Raw genomic sequence first — 22349 nt, 5'->3', positions numbered from 1 at the left:
CGGTGATTGTCGAGTTCGAGGCCGAGCTGTGGCAGTGGGACGCCCGGCCGGGCGAGTCGTGGATCTTCGTCAGCCTGCCGGAGGAGCCGTCCGAGGAGATCCGGGAGCTGACGGCCGGGACGCGGCGCGGGTTCGGGGCGGTGAAGGTCCGGGCGCAGATCGGCGCCACGATCTGGAAGACGTCGATCTTCCCCGGCAGCGACGGGCCCTATGTGCTGCCGGTCAAGCGCGCTGTCCGTACCGCCCAGCGGCTGGAGATCGGCGACCGGGCCAACGTCTCCGTTGAATTGATTTAAGAGGCGCGGCGGCGCATGCCCTCCGCCAGCGGGGCGTCGGCCAGCTGCGGCAGGCGGGAGCGCACGGTACGGGTGACCATCGCCGCGGCCAGGGACGGGAAGTGCCGGGCGATCGACATCTCCACGCGGCCGCGGAACGTCGTGGCCACGTCGCGCGGGGCGCGCTTGGCCGTGGCCGCGCGCAGGATCGCCGTCACCACGCCCTCCACCGGTTCGTAGCGGGAGACACCCTCCAGCGACAGCCCGGCGGTGGCGGTGGCGGCGTGGATGGGGGAGGCGACCATGCTCGGGTACACCACGCTCACCCCGACATGCGACCCGACCTCCAGGCGCAGGGCGTCGGCGTAGGCGGTGAGGGCGCGCTTGCTCACGCCGTACGCGGCGGCCAGGGGCAGTGGCAGCACGGCCATCCGGCTCGCCACGAACACAATCCGTCCGCGGCTGGATTCCAGCGCGGGAATCGCCGCGGCCGTGGTGCGCCACGCGGCGAGCAGGTTCACTTCGAGCTGGCGGCGGACCTCGTCGCCCGGCGGGAGCTCGGCCGGCGCCGGCCCGCCGACGCCCGCATTGTTGATGAGCAGGTCCAGGCCGCCGAGCAAATCCAACGCGGCGTTGACCGCCTCCGGTACCGCGGCATCGGAACTCAGGTCGCATTGGATTATCTGCGCCGGGCTGGTGATCGCCGGGACCAGATCGAGGCCGACGACGTGTGCGCCCTCGGCCAGCAGGCGCTCGGTCAGCGCCCGGCCGAACGTGCCGGAGGCGCCGGTCAGCAGAACCCGGCGGCCGTTCAGCTTCAGTGCCATGTGACGCTCCCGGGTGTCGACAGCCGCCGTGCGCCTTGGCGGAGTTCGTGGGCGGTCTCGGCGGGGTGCACGTCGAGCGGGACCCGGCGGCCGTGCAGCTTCAGTGCCATGTGACGCTCCCGGGTGTCGATAGTCGCCGTGCGCCTTGGCGGAGTTCGTGGGCGGTCTCGGCGGGGTGCACGTCGAGCGGGACCCGGCGGCCGTGCAGCTTCAGTGCCATGTGACGCTCCCGGGTGTCGGCAGCCGCCGTGCGCCTTGGCGGAGTTCGTTGGCGGCCTCGGCGAGATACACGTCGAAGTCGATGCGCATGGCGGGCCTGCGGTCGCCCCAGCGGTCGCGGGCCGCCTCGAGCCGCCGGGCGCAGTCGGCGCGCTGCTCGGCGGGCGAGGGCAGCGCATAGTCCCCGGCCAGGAACGCGGCGACCAGCCTGGCCTGCGCCTCGACGACGGGCAGGGCGGCGCCGGTGGACTGCATCAGCCCGACGAAGAACAGCCCGGGCGCGTCGAGGTGGAAGATCCGCCGGTACAACGGCAGGCGGTCGGCGGCGGGTTCCAGCAGCGCCGGGTCGAGGAACGGCAGGTCGACGCGGTAGCCGGTGCACCACACGACGAGATCGACACCATCGCGCGAACCGTCAATGAAACAGACGTTGGATTCCTCGAACCGCTCGATGGCCGGCCGGACGCCGATCTCGCCGTGCGTGATGCGGCCCAGCAGCCCGTCGGAGAGCGTCGGGTGATCCTGCAGGAATCCGTGCGCGGGGGCGGGCAGCCCGTACTGCTCGGGCCGGCCGACGGCCAGGCGCAGGAGCCGCTCGCTGATCCGCTGCCGCAACCGCCACGGCAGCCGGCGGGCCAGGGCGCCGTTCCACAGGTCGGCGGGGCGTCCCAACAGGTGTTTCGGCACGATCCAGACGCCGCGGCGCACCGAGAGCAGCGTCGAATCCGCCACGTGCGAGGCGTCGACCGCGATATCCATCGCCGAGTTGCCGCCGCCGACGACGAGTACCCGCCGGCCGGCGAGCTGCTCGGGGCCGCGGTAGTCGTGGCTGTGCAGGAACTCGCCGGCGAAGGTTCCCGGATACCCGGGTTCAGGCTGCTTCGGTACCGCGTTGTGCCCGCTCGCCACCACCACCGCCGACGCCTCGATCGTCTCGCCGCCGGCCAGCGTGATCCGCCAGCCCAGCGCCGCTCGTCGATTCGGCGTGGCCGGCGTGCCGCTCGCCGTCATCGGCCCGGCGTTTGCGAGCGGGTCCAGTGCGGGCGGCGTCTGGCTGGCCGCGGCGGGGCCGATGCTCGCGGCGCGATCAGGCAAAGGTGATGATTCGCTCGCCGGCGCGAGGCGGGCGCTCCCGACGGGTTCGACGGCGGCGACGGGTCCGGTGGTGGCGACCGGTCCGGCAGTGATGACCGGTCCGGCTTCCGTAATCGGTTCGACGGCCGTGACCGTGACGCCGAAGCGGATCGCGTCCGACAGGTCGTAGGTGGCGGCGTAGGAGGCCAGGTAGCCGGCGATGTGGACATGGGACGGATAGTCGGGCCAGTCCGCCGGCATCGGGAAGTCGGCGAACTCGGTGCGGGTCCGGCTCGTGTTGAGGTGCAGCGTCCGGTACGCGGAGGAGTTCGGCGCGCCCAGCACCCACAGGCCGCCCGGGCGCTCACCGGCGTCGAGGCACAGCACCGGGACCTGCCGATCGCGGAGTGCCTTCACCGTGGCCAGGCCGGCCGGGCCCGCGCCGATGACGACGACCGGTTTATCCAACACGTGATGGATAATGCGCCGAGCCGTCGGCGGCGGTCAAGCGGTCGTGAATTTCCCCGTCGTGCGGTGGCGAGCGTCCACCGCCACTCGGTGGCAAACGTCGGCCGTCGCGCCGTGGCAAACGCCGGCCGTCAGGAGGGCGTCGCGGCGTGGCGTACGGCGGCCGCGGGGTGGTGCTCCATCGGGTCGGGCGGTGCGGAAGTCCTCCGTCAAGCGGTGCCGTACATCCGGCGCAGCCAGCGGTGCGCGAAGGCCCTCGCCTCGCGCTGGCGGCGGTCGTCCGGGCCCTCGTGCAGCACCTGCACGGCGTGGGCGTGCATGGCCCAGATGAGGCTGCGCACGGCGGTGTACGGGTCCGGCTCGTGCAGGATCTCCTCCTCGTCGGCGGCGGCGAGGATGTCGCCCACCCCGTCGTACAGCGGGGCGGCGTAGCGCTCGTCCAGGCCCTCGTGGCCCGGCGGGTCGAGCCAGCGGCGCAGCCACAGGCCGGTGTTCTCCGGGTGCTCCTCGATGAAGTCGACGAACTTGTCGACCAGGCGGTGCAGCGCCGGCAGTACCGCGTCGGCGCCCTCCGGCAGGGCCAGGCGGGCGTCGGTGAGGGCCGAGGCCAGGTAGGCGCGCTCGGTCTTGTAGATCAGCTCGAAGCAGGCGTCGTACAGGGCCGCCTTGCCGCCGGTGTGGTGGTGCACGGTCGCCACGTCGACGCCTGCTCCCTCCGCGACCTGGCGCAGGCTCACCGCGGCGTAGCCGTGCCGCGCGAACAGGCCCGTGGCCACGCGAACGATCGATTCCCTGGTGGCGGCGCGCTCCGCCAGGCGGGGGCGGCCGGGGCCGCGTTTGGGGCTGTCGGTGCTCGTCATCATCGCCTATTATCCATCAACCGTTGAATAAATGGGGGCGGCATGGCCGGCACGCGACTTCCCAGAACCGGGTTGGCGGCGTTCGCCACCGGGTCGTTCGGCATGGGCATCTGGATCACGGTGCCGGGCCTGCTGCTGCTCTACTTTCTCACCGATGTCCTCGCCGTGCCGCCCCTCCTGGCCGGGACCGCACTGCTGGTACCCAAGATCGCCGATGTCGTCCTGCATCCGTGGGTCGGGTCCGTCTCCGACGCCGGGCTGGCCCGCCACGGGAGCCGGCGGCGGCTGCTGCTGGTCGGGTGCGCGCTCGTGCTCGCGTTCGTCACGCTGTTCGCGGTGCCGGGCGGGCTCACCGGGCCGGCCGCGGCCGCGTGGGTGGCGGTCGCGTTCGTCGCCGGGAACCTGCTGTTCGCCGCGTACCAGGTGCCGTATCTGTCCACGCCGGCCGACCTGGCGATCGGGTACCACGAGCGGACCCGGCTCATGGGGTTCCGGATGGTCGTGCTCACCGTCGGCATCCTGGCCAGCGGGCTCGCCGCGCCGCTGCTGGCCGGGCGGGACGAGCCGACCCGCGGTGGATACGCCACCATGTCGATCGCCCTCGGCGTGCTGATGCTCGCCGCGATGCTCGTCGGTGTCGCCGGAGTCGGCCGGCTCGCCGCCGCGGCGCCGCCCAACCCCGGAATCCCGCCGACCGTGGCCGAGCTGCCCGCGGAGGTGCTGTCAGCCGCGGGGGCGTCGCCGGCCGCGGACGAGCTGCCCGCGGAGGTGCCGTCAGCCACGGGGGTGTCGCGGGCCGCGGAGGTGTCGCCGGCAGCGGAGGCGGCGCGGTCCGCGGAGGAGCCGGCAGCGGAAGCGGCAGCGGAGGCGGCGCGGTCCGCGGAGGAGCCGGCAGCGGAGGCGGCAGCGGAGGCGGCGCGGTCCGCGGAGGAGCCGGCAGCGGAGGCGGCGCGGTCCGCGGAGGAGCCGGCAGCGGAGGCGGCAGCGGAGGCGGCGCGGTCCGCGGAGGAGCCGGCAGCGGAGGCGGCGCGGTCCGCGGAGGAGCCGGCAGCGGAGGCGGCAGCGGAGGCGGCGCGGTCCGCGGAGGAGCCGGCCCGGCCGGAGCATCGGCTGAGGGCGCGCGGTCTGCTGGTCGCGCTGCGGGATCGGCAGTTTCGGTGGCTGATCGGGTCGTACCTGGCCATGTCGACCACGTCGCATCTGGTGCTCGCCGCGGTCCCGTACTACACCGAGTACGAGCTCGGGCGGCCCAAGCTCACCACCGTCCTCGTCGCCGCGTTCCTCGCCCCGGCGCTGCTGGCCACGCCCGGGTGGGTGGCGCTCGCCCGGCGGTACGGCAAGCAGCGCGGCCTCCTGCTCGCCCAGGCGGTGTTCGTCCTCGGCTGCCTGGTGCTCGCCGCCGGAAATGCTGTCGGCGTCCCGGTCCTGGTCGGTGCGGTCGCATTGCTCGGGATCGCGTTCGCGGCGCTGCAGCTGCTGCCGTTCTCGATGCTGCCCGACGTGGTCGCCGCGTCCGGACGGCCCGAGAGTGCTGGCAGCTACACCGGCGTGTGGACGGCGACGGACTCGCTCGGGGGCGCGCTCGGCCCGTACGTCTACGCGGCCTGCCTCGCGCTCGGTGGCTTCATGGCGGGCGGCGACCCGGCCGATCAGCCGGGGTCGGCCGGCACCTGGATCCGGCTCGGCTTCGGCGCGGTCCCGGCCGCCCTGATGCTGCTCGCCCTGGTGATCCAGCGCCGCTACCGCCTCGACGGAACGGCGCAAGCGGCACAAGCAGCACAAACAGCGCAGACCGGCTGATCCAGCGCCGCCAAAGGCGCGCGAAGGAACGGGACAGGCAGCGCACGAGCGGAACGAACAGCGCAGACCGGCTGACCCAGCGCCGCCAAAGGCGCGCGAAGGAACGGGACAGGCAGCGCACAAGCGGCACAAACAGCGCAGACCGGCTGATCCAGCGCCGCCAGAGGCGCGAAGGAACGGGACAAGCAGCGCGCAAGCGGCCCACAAAGGCTGAATCCAGCGCTCAAAAGGCCAGACAGAGCGGCCCGCCGCGCGTGTGGGGCGAAGAATCCAGCGGCCGTTGTGATGAGACAGAACGGTACAAGCGGAACACCCTACGTGAACCGAAGGGCAACAACCCGGGTTCGGGCGGACGACCCGACCCGCCGCCGGTAGGCTTACGCCAGCGCGTCAGACTTGATTGATTCCAGAAACTGCACGAGACTCGGCCTGACAAAAGAGCGAACCAGGAAGAAGGACCGACGTGTCTGAGTACGACAAGGACGCGACCGAGAGCACCAGCGAGAGCGAGAACCCGGCCATCCCGGCGCCGACCGCGAAGGCGAACAGCCCGCGGACCAACCGCGACTGGTGGCCCAACCAGCTCGACCTGTCCGTGCTCCACCGTCACGGGCCGCGCAGCAACCCGCTGAACGAGGACTTCGACTACCGCACGGCCTTCCAGGGCCTCGACGTGGAGGAGCTCAAGCGCGACCTCACCGCGCTGATGACCGACTCCCAGGACTGGTGGCCCGCCGACTACGGCCACTACGGGCCGCTCTTCATCCGCATGAGCTGGCACGCGGCCGGCACCTACCGGACCACCGACGGCCGGGGCGGCGGCGGCAGCGGGGCCCAGCGCTTCGCGCCGCTCAACAGCTGGCCCGACAACGCGAGCCTGGACAAGGCCCGCCGGCTGCTGTGGCCGATCAAGCAGAAGTACGGCCAGAAGCTGTCCTGGGCCGACCTGCTCGTGTTCGCCGGCAACGTGGCGTACGAGTCGATGGGGTTCCAGACGTTCGGCTTCGCCTTCGGCCGCGACGACATCTGGGAGCCCGAGGAGATCTTCTGGGGCCCCGAGGACACCTGGCTGGGCGACGAGCGCTACAGCGGCGAGCGCGAGCTGGCCGAGCCGCTCGGCGCCGTGCAGATGGGCCTGATCTACGTCAACCCGGAGGGCCCCGGCGGCCACCCGGACGTGCTGGCCTCGGCGCGCGACATCCGCGAGACGTTCGGCCGGATGGCCATGAACGACGAGGAGACCGCGGCGCTGATCGTCGGCGGGCACACCGTCGGCAAGGCCCACGGCGCGCACAAGCCGGACCACCTCGGCCCCGAGCCCGAGGGCGCCCCGATCGAGCAGCAGGGCCTGGGCTGGAAGAACCAGGCCGGCTCCGGCGTCGGCGTCGACGCGCTCACCTCGGGCCTCGAGGGCGCGTGGACCAACTCGCCGATCCAGTGGGACAACGGGTTCCTGGAGAACCTGTACGGCTACGAGTGGGAGCTCACCGAGAGCCCGGCCGGCGCCAAGCAGTGGAAGCCCAAGGAGAACGCCGGCTCGGACACGGTGCCGGACGCGCACGACTCCTCCCGCCGCCACGCCCCGATGATGCTCACCTCCGACCTGGCGCTGCGCTACGACGCCATCTACGGGCCGATCACCCAGCGCTGGCTGGAGCACCCGGAGGAACTCGCCACGGCGTTCGCCAAGGCGTGGTTCAAGCTGCTGCACCGCGACATGGGCCCGGTCGCCCGCTACCTCGGCCCGTGGATCCCGGCCGAGCCGCAGCTGTGGCAGGACCCGGTGCCGGCCGCGCAGGGCGCGCCGCTCACCGAGGCCGACATCGCCGCGCTCAAGGCCAAGCTGCTCGACTCCGGCCTCACGGCCAACCAGCTCATCTCGACGGCGTGGGCGGCGGCGGCGAGCTACCGCGGCACCGACAAGCGCGGTGGCGCCAACGGCGGCCGGCTGCGTCTGGAGCCGCAGAAGAGCTGGGCGGTCAACGAGCCCGCTCAGCTTTCCTCGGTACTGCCCGTGCTCGAGCAGCTCCAGCAGGACTTCAACGCCGGTGGCAAGACCGTCTCGCTCGCCGACCTGATCGTGCTGGGCGGCACCGCGGCGGTGGAGCGGGCGGCCAAGGACGCCGGCCACGACATCACCGTGCCGTTCACCCCGGGCCGCACCGACGCCGCGCAGGAGCAGACCGACGTCGACTCCTTCGCGGTGCTCGAGCCGCGGGCCGACGGCTTCCGCAACTGGGTCCGCGACGGCGAGAAGCTGCCGCCGGAGATCCTGCTCGTCGACCGGGCGTACCTGCTCAACCTGAGCGCGCCGGAGATGACCGTGCTCGTCGGCGGCCTGCGCGCCCTCGGCATCAACCACGGCCAGACCCAGCACGGCGTGCTCACCGCGACGCCGGGCAAGCTGACCAACGACTTCTTCGCCAACCTGCTCCGCATGGGGACCACCTGGTCGGCGTCGAAGGACGAGAACGTCTACGAGGGCCGCGACGCCGGCGGCGCCGTCACGTGGACCGCGACCGCCGTCGACCTCGTCTTCGGCTCGCACTCGCAGCTGCGCGCCATCGCCGAGGTCTACGCGGCCGACGACGCCCAGGACAAGTTCGTCCGCGACTTCGCCAAGACCTGGGCGAAGGTCATGGACAACGACCGGTACGACATCTAAACAGCGCGACGCAAGAGCCGGATCTGCCGAAGGGCGGGTCCGGCTCTTGGCATGTATCAGGCCGCCACCCCCGCGCGTCTACCTCCCGAGACCGGAGGGGGCGCGATGGACGACTTCGACCCCGAGGAGACACTCGGGCGCATCCGCGCAGGTGACGCCGCCGCGTGGGAGGAACTGACCGGACGGTACTCCAACCTGCTCTGGTCGATCGCCCGCAGCCTCGGCATGAACGAGGCCGACGCCGCCGACGTCGTGCAGACCAGCTGGCTGCGGCTGCTGGAGCACCTCGACGGCATCCGCAACCCCCGCCGCCTCGGCGCCTGGCTCGCCACGATCGTGCGGCACGAGAGCCTGACCATCCACCGCCGGGCCGCGCGGCTGCAGGTCGGCGCGCCCGACGAGCCCGAGGGCTGGGACGGCGTCGTCGCCGTGGCCGACCCGCTGGAGGACGGGCTGCTGCGCGACGAGCGCGACGCCGCCCTCTGGCACGCCTTGGGCCTGCTCCGCCCGACCTGCCAGCGGCTCATGCGGGTGCTGATGGCCGACCCGCCGCCGAGCTACGCCGAGATCGCCGCCGCGCTGGACATCCCGATGGGCAGCATCGGCCCGACCCGCCAGCGCTGCTTCGCCTGCCTGCGCGAGCTGCTCGACGGCGACCTGTTCGACGAGTCCCGCCCCGCCGACACCCGGAAGGGGTGAGGGTGATGTCGCCCGAAGACACTCGCTGGCAGCAGGACGTGCTGGTCGCGTGCCGGCGCATCGCCGCTGCCCTGGACCCGCCGCCGGGGCACCTGCTGCCGGCCGCCCGCGCCGCGTTCCTGCTGCGCGCCCTCGACACCGAGATCGCCCTGCTCATCGCCGACACCAGCGTTGAGCTGGGGGTGGACGCGTACGAGCCGGTGCGGGCCGAGCCGGAGACGGCCCCCGGCCGGTGGCTGCTGTCGTTCGAGGGCGGCGGCATCGCGGTCGAGCTGGAGATCGAGACCCGCGACGGGCGGCTGCGGCTGATCGGGCTGCTGTCGGGCGCGGCGGCCGGCGACTGCTTCCTGGAGTCGGCGGGGGACTGCCGCCCGGTCGACGTCGACGAGCTGGGCCGGTTCCTGGTCGAGGACGTCAGCCACGGCCCGATCCGGCTGCGCTGCCGCTCGGTGGACAGCGGCCGGGTCATCACCACCGCCTGGGTGACGGTGTGAACAGTGACGTTGTGAACGGGTCAGTGGCCGAGCGCGACGAAGGCGAGGGCGGTGGCGAGGGCGACCGGCTCGCCGTCGGTACCGGCACGAGCCTCCGCCAGCGCCTGCCCACCCGGCTCGCCGTTGCGCAGCCCGGCGTGCACCCGCACCATCAGCGGGGCGGTCGCCGCGTCGTTCACCGGCACCACGCTGGCCAGCAGGCTCGTCGTGCCCAGCGGCACCAGCACGCTGATCATCCCGAGCAGCTCGTCGCCCGGCATCGCCGCGACCATCCCGGACTCGCAGCTGGACAGCACCAGCCGCCGCGGGGCCCGGCGCAGCCGGCCGAGGTCGTAGACGGTCAGCTCGCCGTCGGCCAGCCGCAGCGAGGAGAACAGCGGGTTGTCGGCCCGGAAGACGCCGTGCGCGGCGATGTGCGCGGTCGCCGCGCCGTCGACCGCCGCCAGGACCCGCGGCGCGGTGGCGGATGCGCCGTCGAGCACCACCGGCCGGCGGTACCCCTCGGCGATCCGGGCCGCCTCCGCGCGGGTGCCGGCCAGCCCCGGCCCGACGACGATCACGGTGCGCCGGCGCGGGTCCGGCGGCAGCCGCCGCGCCCGCAGCCACAGCGCCGCCGACGGCGCGACGCACCAGGGCAGCCGGCGCAGGGCGGGCAGCATCCCCCACGGCACCGCGTGCAGCGGGCTCGGCGGGGCGATGACCACCGGCCGCCCGTCGACGTCGGCCGCGGCCGGGCCGAGCACCGCCCGCTGCAGGCACTCCCCGGCGCGTTCCAGCAGGTCCTCGCTGCCGCGCGGCGGGCGGCCGCGGGCCAGCCGGCGCAGCAGGAACCGGGCCAGCTCGACCTCCCGCACCGCCGCGGCGACCGGGCCGACCTCGTGCAGCCGGGTCCGGCCGTCCCGGGCCGTGACCGCGAACAGGGTGCCGTCGACGGCGACCAGCTCCACCAGCAGGTGCCCGTCGAGCCGGCCGAGCACGTCGTCCGGGCGCGCCCCGGCCGCCGCGGCGTCCCCGGCCCGCCGCTGGGCCGCCGCCCGCCGGGTCCGGGCCCGGATCGCGGCCTCGAGGCGGCGCCGGTCGTGCTCCAGCGAGCCGGTGCCGGCCCCGGACGCGCGGGCGCGGTCGATCCGGTTCATGATCTGGCGCAGCGCGGTCAGGTCGGCCGCGAGTTCCGGCTCGTCGGCCGGGCGCAGCGGCGCGGGGGCGAGGGCGCCGGCCCGCCACCGCTCGCTCCAGCGCAGCAGCATTCTCGCGTCATCGCGGCGTACCGCATGCCGCTGCCCGATCGCCGCCAGTTCCGTGCCGTGCGCGGCGGCGTGGATGCGCAGCTCGACGGCGCCGAGGCGCTGCTGGTGCTCGGCCGCCGCGGCGAGGCCCCGCCGGCACGCGGACAGCGCCGCCGCCGTCCGGCCGTGCGCGTCGGCCCGCAGCGCATTGGCCAGCCAGCCGGCCGCGAGCCCGTACGGCGGACCGCGCAGCCCCAGCCGCGCCGCCCGCGCCAGGTGCCGGTCGGCCTCGGCGAGCCGCCCGCCGTGCGCGGCGAGCCGGCCCGCGAGCATGTGCGCGGCCCCGGCCTCCTCGGCGTGCAGGGCGTCGAGCCGGTCGGCGATCCGCGCGGCGTCGGCCACGGTGCGCCCGTCGCGGCGGCCCGCGTCGTGGCGGGACTGCACGAGCACGAACGCGGCGCGGGCCGCCCACCACTGCCGGTGCTGGGCCTTGAACAGGTCGCGGGCGGCGCGGGCCCGCTCGGCCGCGTCGGCGGGGCGGCCGGCGGCCTGGGCGGCGCGGGCGGCGAAGAACAGCATCTCGGCCCGGTCGGCGCTGCGCTCCGGCAGCCGGGTCACGCCGGCGTCGGCCAGCGCCAGCGCCTCGGCGGCCAGGCCGGCCGCGACGAGCACCCGGCACCGGTCGAACACCAGGTCGGACACGGTGGCGCCGAGCCGGGTGTAGCGCTCCTCGGCCTCGTCGAGCCGGGCCAGGGCAGCCGGCAGGTCCCCGGCGAGCACGGCCAGCTCGGCCCGGTTGTGCACGGTGAAGGCCAGCTCCAGCTCCTGGCCGGTACGGGCGAAGAGCCGCTCGGCGATGGCCAGGTCGCGCTCGGCCCGGGCGGCGTCGCCGAACGTGACGTACACGCCGAACCGGTTGCTGCGCGCCCGCGCCTCCCACACCAGGTCGCCGTGGCGGTGCAGCAGCGGGATGGCGCGGTCGAGGTCGGCGAGCGCCTCCTCGCGCCGGCCGAGGGCGGCCAGGACACCGGCCCGCCGCAGCCGCGCCCGCCCGGCGGCCAGCCCCGTGCCGGCCGCGACCGCCGCGTCGAGCGCCGCGAGCCCGGCCGCGGTCCGCCCGGCCAGGGCCAGGGTCGCGCCGAGCGTGCCCTGCACGTCGGCCACCCGTCCGGCGTCGCGGGCGCTGCGGGCCAGCCGTAGCGCCAGCCGCGCCTGTTCCAGCGCGTCCGGGAACCGCCCCGCGTCGCGCAGCACGATCGCGCGGGCCTGGTGCGCCACCGCCGCGCGCCCCGGCTCGGCGCCGGCGGCGATCAGCCGGTCCGCCGCGGCCAGTGCGTCGGCCGGGCGGGACAGCGCCAGCCGCAACAGCTCCTCGCCCTCGGGCACGCCTCCCAGTGTGTCCTACCCGCACGTCCAATCGAAGGAGTTTCATCCATGACCGCAATGAGCTGGCCGAACCCCGACGAGCCGCACTCGGCGGCCGAGGCCCAGTCCGCCGCGGTGCTGCGCGACTACGGCGACTACGTGGAAGCCGGCCCGCCGGACTGGCGGGAGCGCGGCGGCATCCGGTACTACGTGCGCCGCGGCTTCGTGCTGGTGCGCGACGAGTACACCGAGCGGGCCCGCGCGATCCTCGGCCAGGTCGAGCTGCCGCCGGTCGACGCGCCGGACGGTCCGCCCACGCAACGGCAGCGCCGCCCGGACGGCGACCGGGAGCGGCTGCTGCGGCCCCCGGTGGACGGTGACGTCGTGCACGGCCTGCGGTACATCGGCATCGGCCGCGACCGCAGCGTGTTCGGCGCGCTGGCGGCCCTGCGCACCGGAATTCGCAGCGGCGACGCGTACACGCACGAGCCGCTCAGCCCGGCCGACGTCGGCCCGGAGCACCTGATCCACATCACCGACCACAGCGGCATCTGCCCGGCCGACGAGCCCACGTTCGTCGCCGCCCCGACGCCGCCGGACCCGCCGCTGTGCGAGGACCGCGAGGCCGGCCGGGGCGTGCGGGTGCTCGTCGTCGACACCGGGCTGGACCCCAAGACGGCGCAGCAGCATCCCTGGCTGGCCGGCGTCACCGGCGACCGCGATCCGGGCGTCGGCAACGGTACCCTCGCCCGCTACGCCGGCCACGGCACGTTCATCGCCGGCGTCGTGCGCAGCGTGGCCCCGGCGGCCGAGGTGATCGTGCGCGCCGGGCTGCCCGCGTACCTCATCGCCGGCGCGACGAACCCGCCCGGCACCGCGTTCGAGCGGGACCTGGTCGCGGCGCTGCAGATCTCGATCGCGCGGGACCACCCCGACGTCATCAGCCTGTCCGCCGGATCGCAGACCGACGAGCCGGCCAAGCTGATGGTGCTGGAGGCGTTCCATCGCCGGGTGCTCAGCCAGTACAAGGGCATCGTGGTCGTCGCGGCGGCCGGCAACGACGGCGACCGGGCCCCGTTCTGGCCCGCCGCCGGTCCGTGGGCGGTCGGCGTCGGCGCGCTCGCGGCCAACTGGCGCTCCCGCGCGAGCTTCAGCAACTTCGGCGCGTGGGTCGACGTCTACGCGCCGGGCGAGCGGCTCGTGAACGCGTTCCCCAGCGGCACGTACAGCTATCACGAGCCGCCGCGCCGCAACAACACGCAGCGCTTCGACGGCATGGCCGCGTGGAGCGGCACCTCGTTCTCCACGCCGCTGGTCGCCGGGCTCATCGCCGCCCGCATGTCGTACACGGGGGAGAACGGCCCGGCCGCCGCGGCCGCGCTGATCGCCCAGGGCCGCCGCGACGCGATCCCCGGCGTCGGCGCCGTACTCCTGCCGCCCGAACGCCGTATCACCCGCAAGGCGTGCGACGTCTAAGGGTCAGCGACTCACACTTGGGGGGACCACCTATGAGCCTCACGCAACAGTTCGGCGTCTTCGGCGCCCTCGGCCAGGCGGGGGTGAACAAGGCACTGGCGACGTTCCTCACGGCCCGGCCGCGGTACCTGCACTACGCCTCGCCGCCGTTCGCCAGCAGCACCTCGGTGGCGGTGACGGCGATGAGCCCGATCCCGTTCCCGGGCGTGCCGGGCGGCATCGCATGGGCGGTCGACTTCACGCTGCCGATCGTCGACCTGTTCCCGGCCGACGCCGCGCTGCCCGCCCCGCTGACCCTGCACCAGAACCAGCTCGCCGTCACGACCCAGGCCACCATCACCGTCGGCTGCCTGCGCGGCGACCCGAAGGACGACCGGCACCAGACCGTGACGCCGGTGCGCACGACGCTGGACGTGGTGGCGCTCGGCCACCCCGTCAGCCGGTACTTCTCGCCCGGCGTCGGCGACGTCGGCCTCGTCGTGGACCAGGTGGCGATCGAGAAGGTCGAGCCGCAGACCCTGGCCGGCGTGCTCGAATGCCTGGTCCGCTCGCTGCTCAACGGCGCGCTGAGCCAGGTCCGGCTGCCGTTCGACGTGATCGACGGCGGGTTCTTCAAGCTCGTGCTGCAGTCCGGACCGGCCGTCGCCGACGACCAGGTCAAGATGTGGGGAGGCGTGGCCTGATGCCCACCGACGTCATCACCGCCGTCGACGAGACCGCCGCGAACATCCTGCTCGCCCGCGGGGAGGCGGCGCTCGGCACCCGGACGGCCGCCGACTCCACCTCGTTCGGCCCGTTCGGCCTGTCCTACAGCGCGAGCGCCGGCCTGACGGGCGGCGTCATGCGGTTCGTGGCGCCCGGTACCGTCGCCGTCGACGACATCGCGGTCAACTACACGCTGTCGCTGAAGCTCACGCTCGACCTGAGCTTCCTCGACTTCTGCCTGCCGCGGATCTGCATCCCGACCCCGTTCGGCAACCTGTGCACGCCGAAGATCTGCCTGCACTTCCCGACCATCCCCGTGCCGCTGTCGTTCAGCGGCACGGCGATCGTCTCGGCCGACTTCGGCCTGTCCGCGGCGCTCGTCTCCGGCGACTGGGTGGTCTCCATCCTCATCCAGCAGGTCCGCAAGCTCGACCTCGGGCTCGCCGCGACCGCCCTGGTCACCGCGATCGGCGCGGCCGTGGTGGCCGCCCTGGCCGCCGTGCCGTTCATCGGCCCGCTGCTGGCCCTCGCGGCCGGCGTCGTCGTGGCCGCGTTCGGGGTCGCGGCGCTGACCGGCCTGCTCGACGACATCGTCAACCTGTTCCTGGCCGGGCTCAGCATCGAGCTGACCCGCCGCCCGCAGGTCATCGTGCTGCCTGCGAACGGGCCGAACGATCCGCCGGTACCGTTCACCGTCACCGCCCTCGCCGCGGAAGTCCAGTCCACCGACGAGGACGAGCTCGTCCTCAGCGCCGACATGTGAGCAGGGAGCGGATACCGATGCACACCCTCGACAGCAGATTCCTCAGCCGGACCGACTGCTTCTCGTACCGCTTCGCCACCCCGGGCACGTTCTGCTACGACGTGTCGCCGCTGCCCACCCCGTCCACGATGGACGACTTCGCCATCGCGGTCGCCCCGCGGGAGGGCACGTCCCAGCAGCAGCACCACGTCACCGTGTCCAGAGTGGACGGTGCGCTGACCGCGTCGCCGGCCCGCCTGGAGATCGCCCTCGGCGACCTCGTCACCTGGTCGGCGGACAGCTCGGTCACGGCCGGCTACGCGATCCGCGGCACCCTCGGCAAGGCCGCCGTCGACTCGGCGGCCATGCACGACGACTCGGTGTACACGCACGCCTTCGGCCTGCCCGGCACGTACGAGTGGGCGGACGCCAACGGCAGCGGCCTGCGCGGCGTGGTGCACGTGGGGGAGCCCAAGGCCCTGGGCAAGGCGGGCAACGGGCACCGCTCGGAGTGGCAGCGCGCCCTGGCCCGCGGCACCCTGATCCACGTCCGCGGCGCCTCGGCCGAGCCCGCCGAGGTGTCGATCCAGGTCGGCCAGACGGTGTTCTGGGCGGTCCAGGACGCGCCGGGCATCACCATCACCGACGTGTCGCTGCTGCGCTGAGTTTGCCGCGGCCGCCCGCGACCAGCGGGACCGCGGCCGCGAGCACGAGGGCGCCCACCAGCACCGCGGGGTGGGCGCCCGCCGTGTCGGCCGCCCGCGCTACCGGGTTGGGAAAGCCGAGCCGGTCGGCGAGCCAGCCGGTCGCGGCGAGCGCGGCCAGCGCGGCCCCCGTCAGCTGGACGGGCCGGCGGTGCCGGGAGCGGGCGGCGACCGTGAGCGCGGGCAGCGCGAGCGCCACGAGGACCAGCTGGACGAGCTCGATGCCCAGGTTGAAGCCGAGCAGGCTCACGATCAGGTTGCCCGCCGACAGGTGCAGCTCGGCGAGCGTGAACGCGAACGCCAGCCCGTGGACCAGGCCGAACAGCCCGGCGATGAGCGGCTCGCGGTCCGGGAACAGCGGGCGGGCGGCGTGGACGGCGCCGATCAGGATCGTCACCGCGATCGCCGCCTCGACCGGCCGGGCCGGGAGCTCCAGGCGGGTCAGGGCGCTGACGGCCAGGGCGATCGAGTGCCCGGCGGTGAACGCGAGCGTGACCGCGCCGATGCGCCGGAACGCCTGCCGGCCGGATTTCGCGCGGAACGCGGCCGGGATCAGCAGGACCAGCAGGAACAGCAGGTGGTCGGTGCCCTCCACGATGTGCCGCGCCCCGAGCCCGAGCATCGCGGCGAAGCTGCTCCGGTGCTCGCCCAGCGTGACCGTCAGGTCCGGCACCGCCATCGTCCGCGGATCGATCGCGATCACGCCGAGCGCGTCGCCGGAGCGCGACGAGACGAACACGGTGTGCGTGACGACCTGGTGGACCACGGCGTCGTAGCCGAGCGTGAACCGGCGCGGGTCGGCGCCCGGCGGCGGGGTGAGCACGGCGTCGGCGCGCAGTTCGCGGTACGGGCCGGTCTCGGCCTGCTCGTCGCCGGTCACCGTGACGGCGCCGATCGCCACCGTCCACGGGGTGCCGCCGAGCGTGCGGGGCCGCAGGTGGTCGTGGAGGTACCGGCGGAGGCCCTCGAGGTCGGCCGGCTGCAGGCCGCTGGCGAGCGTGAGGTCCTCCACCGGGACCTGCAGGCTTGCCGCGACCGTGGCGCCGCGCGGGTCGAGGGTGACGATCGAGTGCGGCATCGGGTGCGCCACCGCCCGGCCCGGGACCAGGGCCGCGCAGCACAGGGCGGCCAGGGCGGCCAGGAGGAGCCGGCGGGTCATCCGAACGTGAACTCGCCGCCGTAGTCGCGGGTGTGGTCGCGGTACACCGTGTGGTAATGGATCTGGTTCTGCAGCACGACGCCGTTCTGGCACACGAACTCGACCCACACGCTCGGCCCGTCGATGCGCACGTAGTCGGCGTGCTTGGTCAGGCCCAGGGTGCCGGACCAGGCCACGTAGGTCTGGCCGAGCTCGGACTCGTAGGTGCTCATGAGCGACGTGGCGGTCGCGTCGTCGGCGTTGGCGACCCACGGCCTGATCGCGGCGAGCACGAGCTGCTGCTGGTCGGCGGTGAGCGAGCCGGCCGCCACGCCGGCCTTCTTCGCCGGGAACTTGCCGTCCTGGCCCGGGCCGAGCAGGACGTCGCTGTAGGACTCGGCGAGCTTGGCGCTGCCCTGCTCCGCCGCCGTCAGGCCCGCCTCGAGCGCGGCCATGGTGTCCTTCATGTCCTTGAGCGGCGCGTGCGCGGTGCCCTCGGCGTCGGTCCAGCTGGTCGGCTCGACCCCGACGAAGAACGGGGTGGCGCCCTCGACCTTGCCGGCCTTGTACGTCAGGTTCACCGCCAGGTGGTGGCCGCCGAAGTGCAGCTGCCAGGTGCCGGTGGTGCTCGGCTCGCCGAGGAACGCCAGGTAGTAGTTGCCGCTGTCGTACCCGCCGAGCCCGCCGCCACCGCCCGGCCCGCCTGACCCGCCGGGCATCCCGCCGCCGCCGGGCCCACCTGAACCGCCGGGCATGCCGCCGGGTCCTCCCGAACCGCCGGGCATACCGCCTCCAGTGGGCATGCCGCCGGTGCCTGAAGAGGATTGGACGCTGCCGAGGTAGCCGTCGGCGGCGAAGATCTGCTCGACCCGCTGGTACCCGGTGCCGGAGCCGGTCCCGAGCGCGGTGGCCACGACGCTCTTGCCCGCCGCGACCTGCTCGGCGCCGAGGTTGCCGAACATGACCCCGGGCCGGCAGGTCGACCCGCAGGGCAGGTTCGACCAGGCGGCGGCCTGCTCCTCGGTGAGGTCCAGCTGCGCCGTCTTCTGCTCGTCGGCGTCGAGCGTGGCCAGGAACGCCTTCGACGCCTCGACCACCCCGGCCACCGTCTTTGGATAGGTCTTCGCGCTGGCCGTGGACGTCGGCGAGGAGCCGGTGTCGTCGTCCGAGCCGCACCCGGCCAGCACAACGGCGCACGCGGCGATGCCGGCCACGACACGGAGTCGATGTAACATATACGCAGCGTAGCGATCGACATACGCACTCGGATGATGATCTGATGGATTCCGTGAGTGACTGGAACACGAAGATCATCGAGGAGTTCCGCGCCAACGGCGGCAAGGTCGGCGGCCCCTTCGAGGGCGGCACGCTGCTGCTCATCCACCACCGCGGCGCCCGCAGCGGCACCGAACGCGTCAACCCGGTCGCCTACCTCCCGGACGGCGATCGCATGGTGATCGTCGCCTCGGCGGGCGGCGCCGACAAGAACCCGGACTGGTACCACAACCTCAAGGCCAACCCCGACACCACCGCCGAGGTCGGCACCGAGGAGGTCCCCGTGCGCGCCGCGGAGATCCTCGACGAGGACTACACGGCGACCTGGGACCGCCTGGTCGCCCGGATGCCGGGCTTCGCCGACTACCAGACCAAGACCGCGCGGCGCATTCCGCTGATCGCCCTGACCACCCGCTGACCGCTGCCGCCCCGCGGCCGTCAGTCCACCTGGCGGCCGCGGCGGCTCACGGTGACGAGCATCGTGCCCGCCACGAGACCGGCCAGCGCGGCCAGGGCCAGCTGCAGCACATCCCGGCCCGTCACCGGCAGGGTCCCGCCACCACCGGCCGGCATGGCAGGCGTGGCCGGCACGGCGGGCACGGGCGGCACGGCCGGCATGGGCGGGTCCGTGATCGTGGCCGCGCTGACGGCGACGGACAGCTTCATCGCCCGCGTCGTGCCGTCCGGCGCCACCCCCATGGCGACCACGTGGTGCTGCCCCGCCTCCAGCGACGGCGGCACGGTGATCTGCAGGCTGAACGAGCCCGTGCCGTCGGTCGTCACCGTGCCCAGCGGCTGCGGCGTGCTGTAGACGGTGACCGAGGCGGTGGAGTGCGGCGCGAACCCGGTCCCGATGACGGTGATCTCGTCGCCCGGCGTCGCGGTGGAGATGTCGCCCTTGTCGGTGGTCAGCGTCAGCGCCGTGTCCGGGGCCTGCGCCGGCGGCACCGGGGCGGCCACCGTCACCGGGTCGGACGGCGCGGACGCCTGGGACGGCCCGCCGGCCGTATTGGCCACGACGGTGACCGTGTACGTCTGCCCGGCCACCGCCCCGAGCACGCACGTGGTGCCGGTGACCGTGCACGTCACCGGGCCCGGGCTGGCGATCGCGGTGTACCCGGTGACGCCGGCGGTCCCGGGCCCGGGCGTCCAGGAGACGGCGACGGAACTGGTACCCGCCGTCGCCCGCACCCCCGTCGGCACGATGCTCGGCGCGGCGTCGACGGTCAGCGCCACCGCCTGTGCAGCGGTGTGCGCGGCCGCGTCCGTGACGGTCGCCGTGAACGTGCTCGAACCCGCCGCCGACGGCGTGCCCGAGACGACTCCGGTCGCGGGGTCGAGGACCAGCCCGGCCGGCAGCACACCCGCCGTGACCGCCCAGGAGTACGGGGCGCTGCCGCCGGTCGCGCTCAGCGTCGCCGTGTACGCCGAACCTGCCGTCGCCACCGGCACGGAGGTCGTCGCGACGGTCAGCGCGGCCGGATGCACGGTGAGCGTCAGCGGCTGCGCACTGGCGACGGCGTCGTCGTCGGTCAGCGTCACCGTCACCGTGCTCGTCCCGGCCGCGGTCGCCGTGCCGGAGACGACCCCGGTGGCCGGATCGAGGGCGAGCCCGGCCGGCAGCGCACCCGCGGTGACCGCCCACGTGTACGGCGTGGTGCCGCCGCTCCCACCCAGCGTCGCCGAGTAGGGAGTGCCCGCCGTCGCGTCGGGCAGCGTCATGGTCGACACGGACAGTGCCGGGGCGTGCACGGTGAAGGCGAGCACCCGGTCCGCCGTCACGCCCGCGCTGTCCGTGGCCCGCACCGTCACCAGGTTCGTCCCTCTTGTGGTCGGCGTGCCGGTGATGGCTCCGGTCGCCGGGTCGAGGCTCAGGCCCGCCGGCAGCGCGCCCTGCGCGACCGACCACGTGTACGGGGCCGTCCCGCCGGTGGCCGCCAGCGTCGTCGAGTACGGGCTGTCGCGGGTCCCCGCCGGGACGGGCGCGGTCTGCGGGATCAGGTCGGCCGGCGCGACCGTCAGCGACAGCGTCCGGCTCTGCGTCCCGCTCGCCGCGTCGGTCAGGGTCACCGTGACGCTGCCGGTCCCGTACCCGGTCGGCGTCCCCGACACCGCGCCGGTCGCCGGGTCGAGGGTCAGACCCGGCGGCAGCGCACCCGCCGTGACCGCCCACGTGTACGGGGCGAGGCCGCCGGTCCCACCCAGCGTCACGCTGTACGGGTCGCCGACCTTGCCCGCCGGCAGCCCCGGCGTCGTCACGCTCAGCGGTGGCAGGCCGACGGTCAGCGCCAGGTTCTGCACCGCCGTCGCCCCGAGGCTGTCGGTGACCGTGACCCCGACGCTGTAGGCGCCGCTCGCCGACGGCGTCCCGGACATCACGCCCGTCGACGGGTTCAGCGCGACGCCCGGCGGCAGGGCGCCCGAGGTCACGGCCCAGGTGTACGGCCCGACGCCACCCGCCGCGGCCAGCGCCGTGCTGTACGGGGTGCCCGCGGTGCCGCCCGGCAGTGAGGAGGTGCCGACGCTCAGCGGCGGCGGGACCACACTGAGCGTGAGCGTCCTGGTGGCGGTCGTGCCCAGGTTGTCCATGGCGCTGACCGTGACGGTGTAGGTGCCGAGCGCGGTCGTCGTGCCGGCGAGGGTGGCGGTGGCGAAGTCCAGGCTCAGGCCCGGCGGCAGCGCACCCGCGGTGACGTCCCAGATGTACGGGCCGATGCCGCCGGTCGCGCTCAGCGTCGTGAGGTAGGCACCCCCGGCCTCGGCGTCGGGAAGGGTCGCCGTGGTCACCGACAGCGGCTGGGCGACGGACTTCATCGGCAGGGTCCGCTGGGCCTTGGCCCCGTTCGCGTCCGTGACCCGGAAGGCCAGGTTGGTCCGGGTCGTGACGCCCGCCGGGGTGCCGGAGATGACGCCGGTCGCCGGGTCGAGGCTCAGCCCGTCCGGCAGCGAGTTGACCGGGATCGACCACGTGTAGGGGCCGGTGCCGCCGGAGCGGGCCAGCGTGAAGCTGTACGGCACGCCGTCCATCGCGTCCGGCAGTGCGGTGGTGTCGACGGCGTTGACCGGGTTCACGGTGAGCGTGAACGCCTGCGACGCCGTGACACCGTACGCGTCGGTGACGGTGGCGGTGAACGAGCGCGGCCCGACGGTGCCCGCCGGGCTGCCGGCGATGGTGCCCGTCGAGGCGTTGAGGCTGAGCCCGCCGCCGAGGCTGCCCGCGGTGACGCTCCACGTGAACGGCGCCACGCCGTCGACGGCGCTCAGCGTGGTGCTGTAGGGCCACCCCGCGGTCGCCGGGCGCACGGTGGTCTGGGCGACGGACAGCCTCGGCACCTGGTCGACGGTGATGTAGCGGGGCCGGTCGATGCCGGTGTAGGTCCGCGCCACCGTGTCGGTCGACGTGTCGATCACCGAGACGGTGCTGTTCGAGATGTTGGCGACGTAGACGTACGGCGACTCCGGGTCGGCCGCGACCGACTGCGGCCCCGAGCCCGCGCCGGTGACGATGGTCCTGACCCTGGTGTTGGTGGCGGTCGAGATGACGGAGACCGTGTTGGTGCCGGAGTTGGCGGCGTACACCTTCGAGCCGTCCGGCGTGATCGCGACCCCGGCCGCGCCGGTCCCGGACGTGATGTTGGCGATCCGCGCGCCGGTCGTGGCGTTGACGGCGTACACCTCGCCGGTGGTGAAGTCGGCGACGTAGAGCGTGCCGCCGTCCGGGGTGACCGCGATCCCCTGCAGGAAGCCGCCCGGGAGCGACGGCATCGGGAACACCGCGGGGCTGCTGCGGTCCTTGCCGGCGGAGAACGTCGTGAGGAGGTCGCCGCTCGCCGCGTTGAGCACGTAGATGGTGCCGTCGCCGCACGGGAGGTACACCTTGGTGCGGTCCGGCGAGAGAGCGAGGTTGGACCCCTGCTGGCCGACGGTGGTGGTCTTGACGACGGTGTCGGTGGCGGTGTCGACGACCATGACCTTGGCGCCCATGAACTGCGCGACGAACAGCTTGCCGCCGGGGGCGAGGGCCAGCGCGTTGGGCTGGGCGCCCGCCATCGGGATCGAGCCGGTGATCGCCCCGGTGGCCGGGTCGGCGATGTAGAGCGCGTCGTTGTTGCCCACGTACATTTTGCGCCGGTCGGGCGTGATGAGGACGTTGCCGGCCCCGCTGGGCAGCGTCCCGCCCCGTTGCGCCACGCCGGTCGCCGGGTCGCGCACGCTCCAGGCGCCGTAGAGGCCCCCGATGAGCATCCCCAGCCCGGTGGCTTCGGGAACGCGCCCACGGTGGGAAGCCGGCGCTGCGGTGGCCGGGCAGGCCGAGCCGAGCAGGACCAGGGCGACGA

17 protein-coding genes are annotated in these 22349 nt (G+C 74.2%); 10 read left to right on the top strand and 7 right to left on the bottom strand.

Annotated elements, in window-relative coordinates; genetic code table 11:
• Positions 1 to 2: 2 nt before the first annotated feature.
• A complete protein-coding gene (locus tag ACQPZ4_RS26315) occupies positions 3 to 296 on the top strand; it encodes a DUF1905 domain-containing protein (RefSeq protein WP_433040473.1) in 294 nt (97 codons plus the stop codon).
• Here ACQPZ4_RS26315 and ACQPZ4_RS26310 read toward each other — a convergent pair.
• From ACQPZ4_RS26310 to ACQPZ4_RS26300, 3 genes are all read right to left on the bottom strand, one after another.
• Complete coding sequence (locus ACQPZ4_RS26310) at positions 293 to 1102, bottom strand: SDR family NAD(P)-dependent oxidoreductase (RefSeq protein WP_433040470.1); 810 nt, start codon at positions 1100 to 1102, stop codon at positions 293 to 295. The genes ACQPZ4_RS26315 and ACQPZ4_RS26310 overlap by 4 nt on opposite strands.
• 210 nt (positions 1103 to 1312) lie before the next feature.
• Positions 1313 to 2866: a flavin-containing monooxygenase gene (locus tag ACQPZ4_RS26305; protein WP_433040467.1), complete on the bottom strand. Its 1554-nt coding sequence runs from the start codon at positions 2864 to 2866 to the stop codon at positions 1313 to 1315.
• Between the two features lie 206 nt (positions 2867 to 3072).
• Positions 3073 to 3726 (bottom strand): TetR/AcrR family transcriptional regulator, encoded by a 654-nt coding sequence (locus tag ACQPZ4_RS26300; RefSeq protein ID WP_433040464.1) that lies wholly within the window; start codon positions 3724 to 3726, stop codon positions 3073 to 3075.
• Between the two features lie 39 nt (positions 3727 to 3765).
• Here ACQPZ4_RS26300 and ACQPZ4_RS26295 point away from each other — a divergent pair, with 39 nt between their 5' ends.
• The 4 genes from ACQPZ4_RS26295 (at position 3766) to ACQPZ4_RS26280 (ending at position 9381) form a co-directional block, all read left to right on the top strand.
• A complete protein-coding gene (locus ACQPZ4_RS26295; RefSeq protein ID WP_433040461.1) occupies positions 3766 to 5523 on the top strand; it encodes an MFS transporter in 1758 nt (585 codons plus the stop codon).
• A 463-nt stretch (positions 5524 to 5986) separates the two neighbouring features.
• The gene (gene katG / locus ACQPZ4_RS26290) at positions 5987 to 8188 is read left to right on the top strand and encodes a catalase/peroxidase HPI (RefSeq protein WP_433040458.1); all 2202 of its coding nucleotides are present in this window, start codon (positions 5987 to 5989) and stop codon (positions 8186 to 8188) included.
• A gap of 105 nt (positions 8189 to 8293) precedes the next feature.
• The gene (locus ACQPZ4_RS26285; protein WP_433040455.1) at positions 8294 to 8887 is read left to right on the top strand and encodes an RNA polymerase sigma factor; all 594 of its coding nucleotides are present in this window, start codon (positions 8294 to 8296) and stop codon (positions 8885 to 8887) included.
• Between the two features lie 5 nt (positions 8888 to 8892).
• Positions 8893 to 9381, top strand: coding sequence for a hypothetical protein (locus tag ACQPZ4_RS26280; protein ID WP_433040452.1), 489 nt, complete (start codon positions 8893 to 8895; stop codon positions 9379 to 9381).
• 20 nt (positions 9382 to 9401) lie between these two features.
• On the opposite strand, the gene ACQPZ4_RS26275 is transcribed toward ACQPZ4_RS26280, so the two are convergent.
• Entirely contained in the window at positions 9402 to 11993 is a 2592-nt protein-coding gene (locus ACQPZ4_RS26275) for a CHAT domain-containing protein (protein ID WP_433040449.1), read from the bottom strand.
• A gap of 48 nt (positions 11994 to 12041) precedes the next feature.
• Between ACQPZ4_RS26275 and ACQPZ4_RS26270 the strand changes: the two genes are divergently transcribed.
• Genes ACQPZ4_RS26270 through ACQPZ4_RS26255 form a run of 4 tightly spaced genes read left to right on the top strand, consistent with a single transcriptional unit; the run spans position 12042 to position 15560 of the window.
• Entirely contained in the window at positions 12042 to 13448 is a 1407-nt protein-coding gene (locus tag ACQPZ4_RS26270; protein WP_433040446.1) for a S8 family peptidase, read from the top strand.
• 32 nt (positions 13449 to 13480) lie between these two features.
• Positions 13481 to 14131, top strand: a complete 651-nt coding sequence (locus tag ACQPZ4_RS26265) for a hypothetical protein (RefSeq protein WP_433040443.1) — start codon at positions 13481 to 13483, stop codon at positions 14129 to 14131.
• The gene (locus ACQPZ4_RS26260; RefSeq protein ID WP_433040440.1) at positions 14131 to 14916 is read left to right on the top strand and encodes a hypothetical protein; all 786 of its coding nucleotides are present in this window, start codon (positions 14131 to 14133) and stop codon (positions 14914 to 14916) included. Before ACQPZ4_RS26265 ends, ACQPZ4_RS26260 begins: the two co-directional genes overlap by 1 nt.
• A 17-nt stretch (positions 14917 to 14933) precedes the next feature.
• Positions 14934 to 15560: a hypothetical protein gene (locus ACQPZ4_RS26255; protein WP_433040437.1), complete on the top strand. Its 627-nt coding sequence runs from the start codon at positions 14934 to 14936 to the stop codon at positions 15558 to 15560.
• Here the strand turns inward: ACQPZ4_RS26255 and ACQPZ4_RS26250 are convergent.
• Positions 15535 to 16758 carry a HupE/UreJ family protein gene (locus ACQPZ4_RS26250; protein WP_433040434.1) on the bottom strand — a complete coding sequence of 408 codons (1224 nt, stop codon included), beginning with the start codon at positions 16756 to 16758 and terminating at the stop codon, positions 15535 to 15537. The two genes, ACQPZ4_RS26255 and ACQPZ4_RS26250, sit on opposite strands and share 26 nt — an antisense overlap.
• Positions 16755 to 17972 (bottom strand): DUF3500 domain-containing protein, encoded by a 1218-nt coding sequence (locus ACQPZ4_RS26245; protein ID WP_433040431.1) that lies wholly within the window; start codon positions 17970 to 17972, stop codon positions 16755 to 16757. Before ACQPZ4_RS26245 ends, ACQPZ4_RS26250 begins: the two co-directional genes overlap by 4 nt.
• 44 nt (positions 17973 to 18016) lie before the next feature.
• Here ACQPZ4_RS26245 and ACQPZ4_RS26240 point away from each other — a divergent pair, with 44 nt between their 5' ends.
• A complete protein-coding gene (locus ACQPZ4_RS26240; RefSeq protein WP_433040429.1) occupies positions 18017 to 18430 on the top strand; it encodes a nitroreductase family deazaflavin-dependent oxidoreductase in 414 nt (137 codons plus the stop codon).
• A gap of 20 nt (positions 18431 to 18450) precedes the next feature.
• Here ACQPZ4_RS26240 and ACQPZ4_RS26235 read toward each other — a convergent pair whose 3' ends face one another.
• Positions 18451 to 22128 carry a putative Ig domain-containing protein gene (locus ACQPZ4_RS26235; protein ID WP_433040426.1) on the bottom strand — a complete coding sequence of 1226 codons (3678 nt, stop codon included), beginning with the start codon at positions 22126 to 22128 and terminating at the stop codon, positions 18451 to 18453.
• Positions 22129 to 22349: the final 221 nt, after the last annotated feature.

Source organism: Dactylosporangium sp. CS-033363, assembly GCF_050942475.1.
Lineage (GTDB): Bacteria > Actinomycetota > Actinomycetes > Mycobacteriales > Micromonosporaceae > Dactylosporangium.
Note: the sequence above shows the minus strand (reverse complement) of the source record. Positions and strands in the feature narration are given on the sequence as shown.

Coding starts and splice junctions, on each gene's coding strand:
- ACQPZ4_RS26265 (WP_433040443.1), top strand. CDS start 13,481: ATGAGCCTCACGCAACAGTTCGGCGTCTTCGGCGCCCTCGGCCAGGCG.
- ACQPZ4_RS26285 (WP_433040455.1), top strand. CDS start 8,294: ATGGACGACTTCGACCCCGAGGAGACACTCGGGCGCATCCGCGCAGGT.
- ACQPZ4_RS26240 (WP_433040429.1), top strand. CDS start 18,017: ATGGATTCCGTGAGTGACTGGAACACGAAGATCATCGAGGAGTTCCGC.
- ACQPZ4_RS26295 (WP_433040461.1), top strand. CDS start 3,766: ATGGCCGGCACGCGACTTCCCAGAACCGGGTTGGCGGCGTTCGCCACC.
- ACQPZ4_RS26270 (WP_433040446.1), top strand. CDS start 12,042: ATGACCGCAATGAGCTGGCCGAACCCCGACGAGCCGCACTCGGCGGCC.
- ACQPZ4_RS26310 (WP_433040470.1), bottom strand. CDS start 1,102: ATGGCACTGAAGCTGAACGGCCGCCGGGTTCTGCTGACCGGCGCCTCC.
- ACQPZ4_RS26300 (WP_433040464.1), bottom strand. CDS start 3,726: ATGATGACGAGCACCGACAGCCCCAAACGCGGCCCCGGCCGCCCCCGC.
- ACQPZ4_RS26255 (WP_433040437.1), top strand. CDS start 14,934: ATGCACACCCTCGACAGCAGATTCCTCAGCCGGACCGACTGCTTCTCG.
- ACQPZ4_RS26250 (WP_433040434.1), bottom strand. CDS start 16,758: ATGACCCGCCGGCTCCTCCTGGCCGCCCTGGCCGCCCTGTGCTGCGCG.
- ACQPZ4_RS26260 (WP_433040440.1), top strand. CDS start 14,131: ATGCCCACCGACGTCATCACCGCCGTCGACGAGACCGCCGCGAACATC.
- ACQPZ4_RS26245 (WP_433040431.1), bottom strand. CDS start 17,972: ATGTTACATCGACTCCGTGTCGTGGCCGGCATCGCCGCGTGCGCCGTT.
- ACQPZ4_RS26280 (WP_433040452.1), top strand. CDS start 8,893: ATGTCGCCCGAAGACACTCGCTGGCAGCAGGACGTGCTGGTCGCGTGC.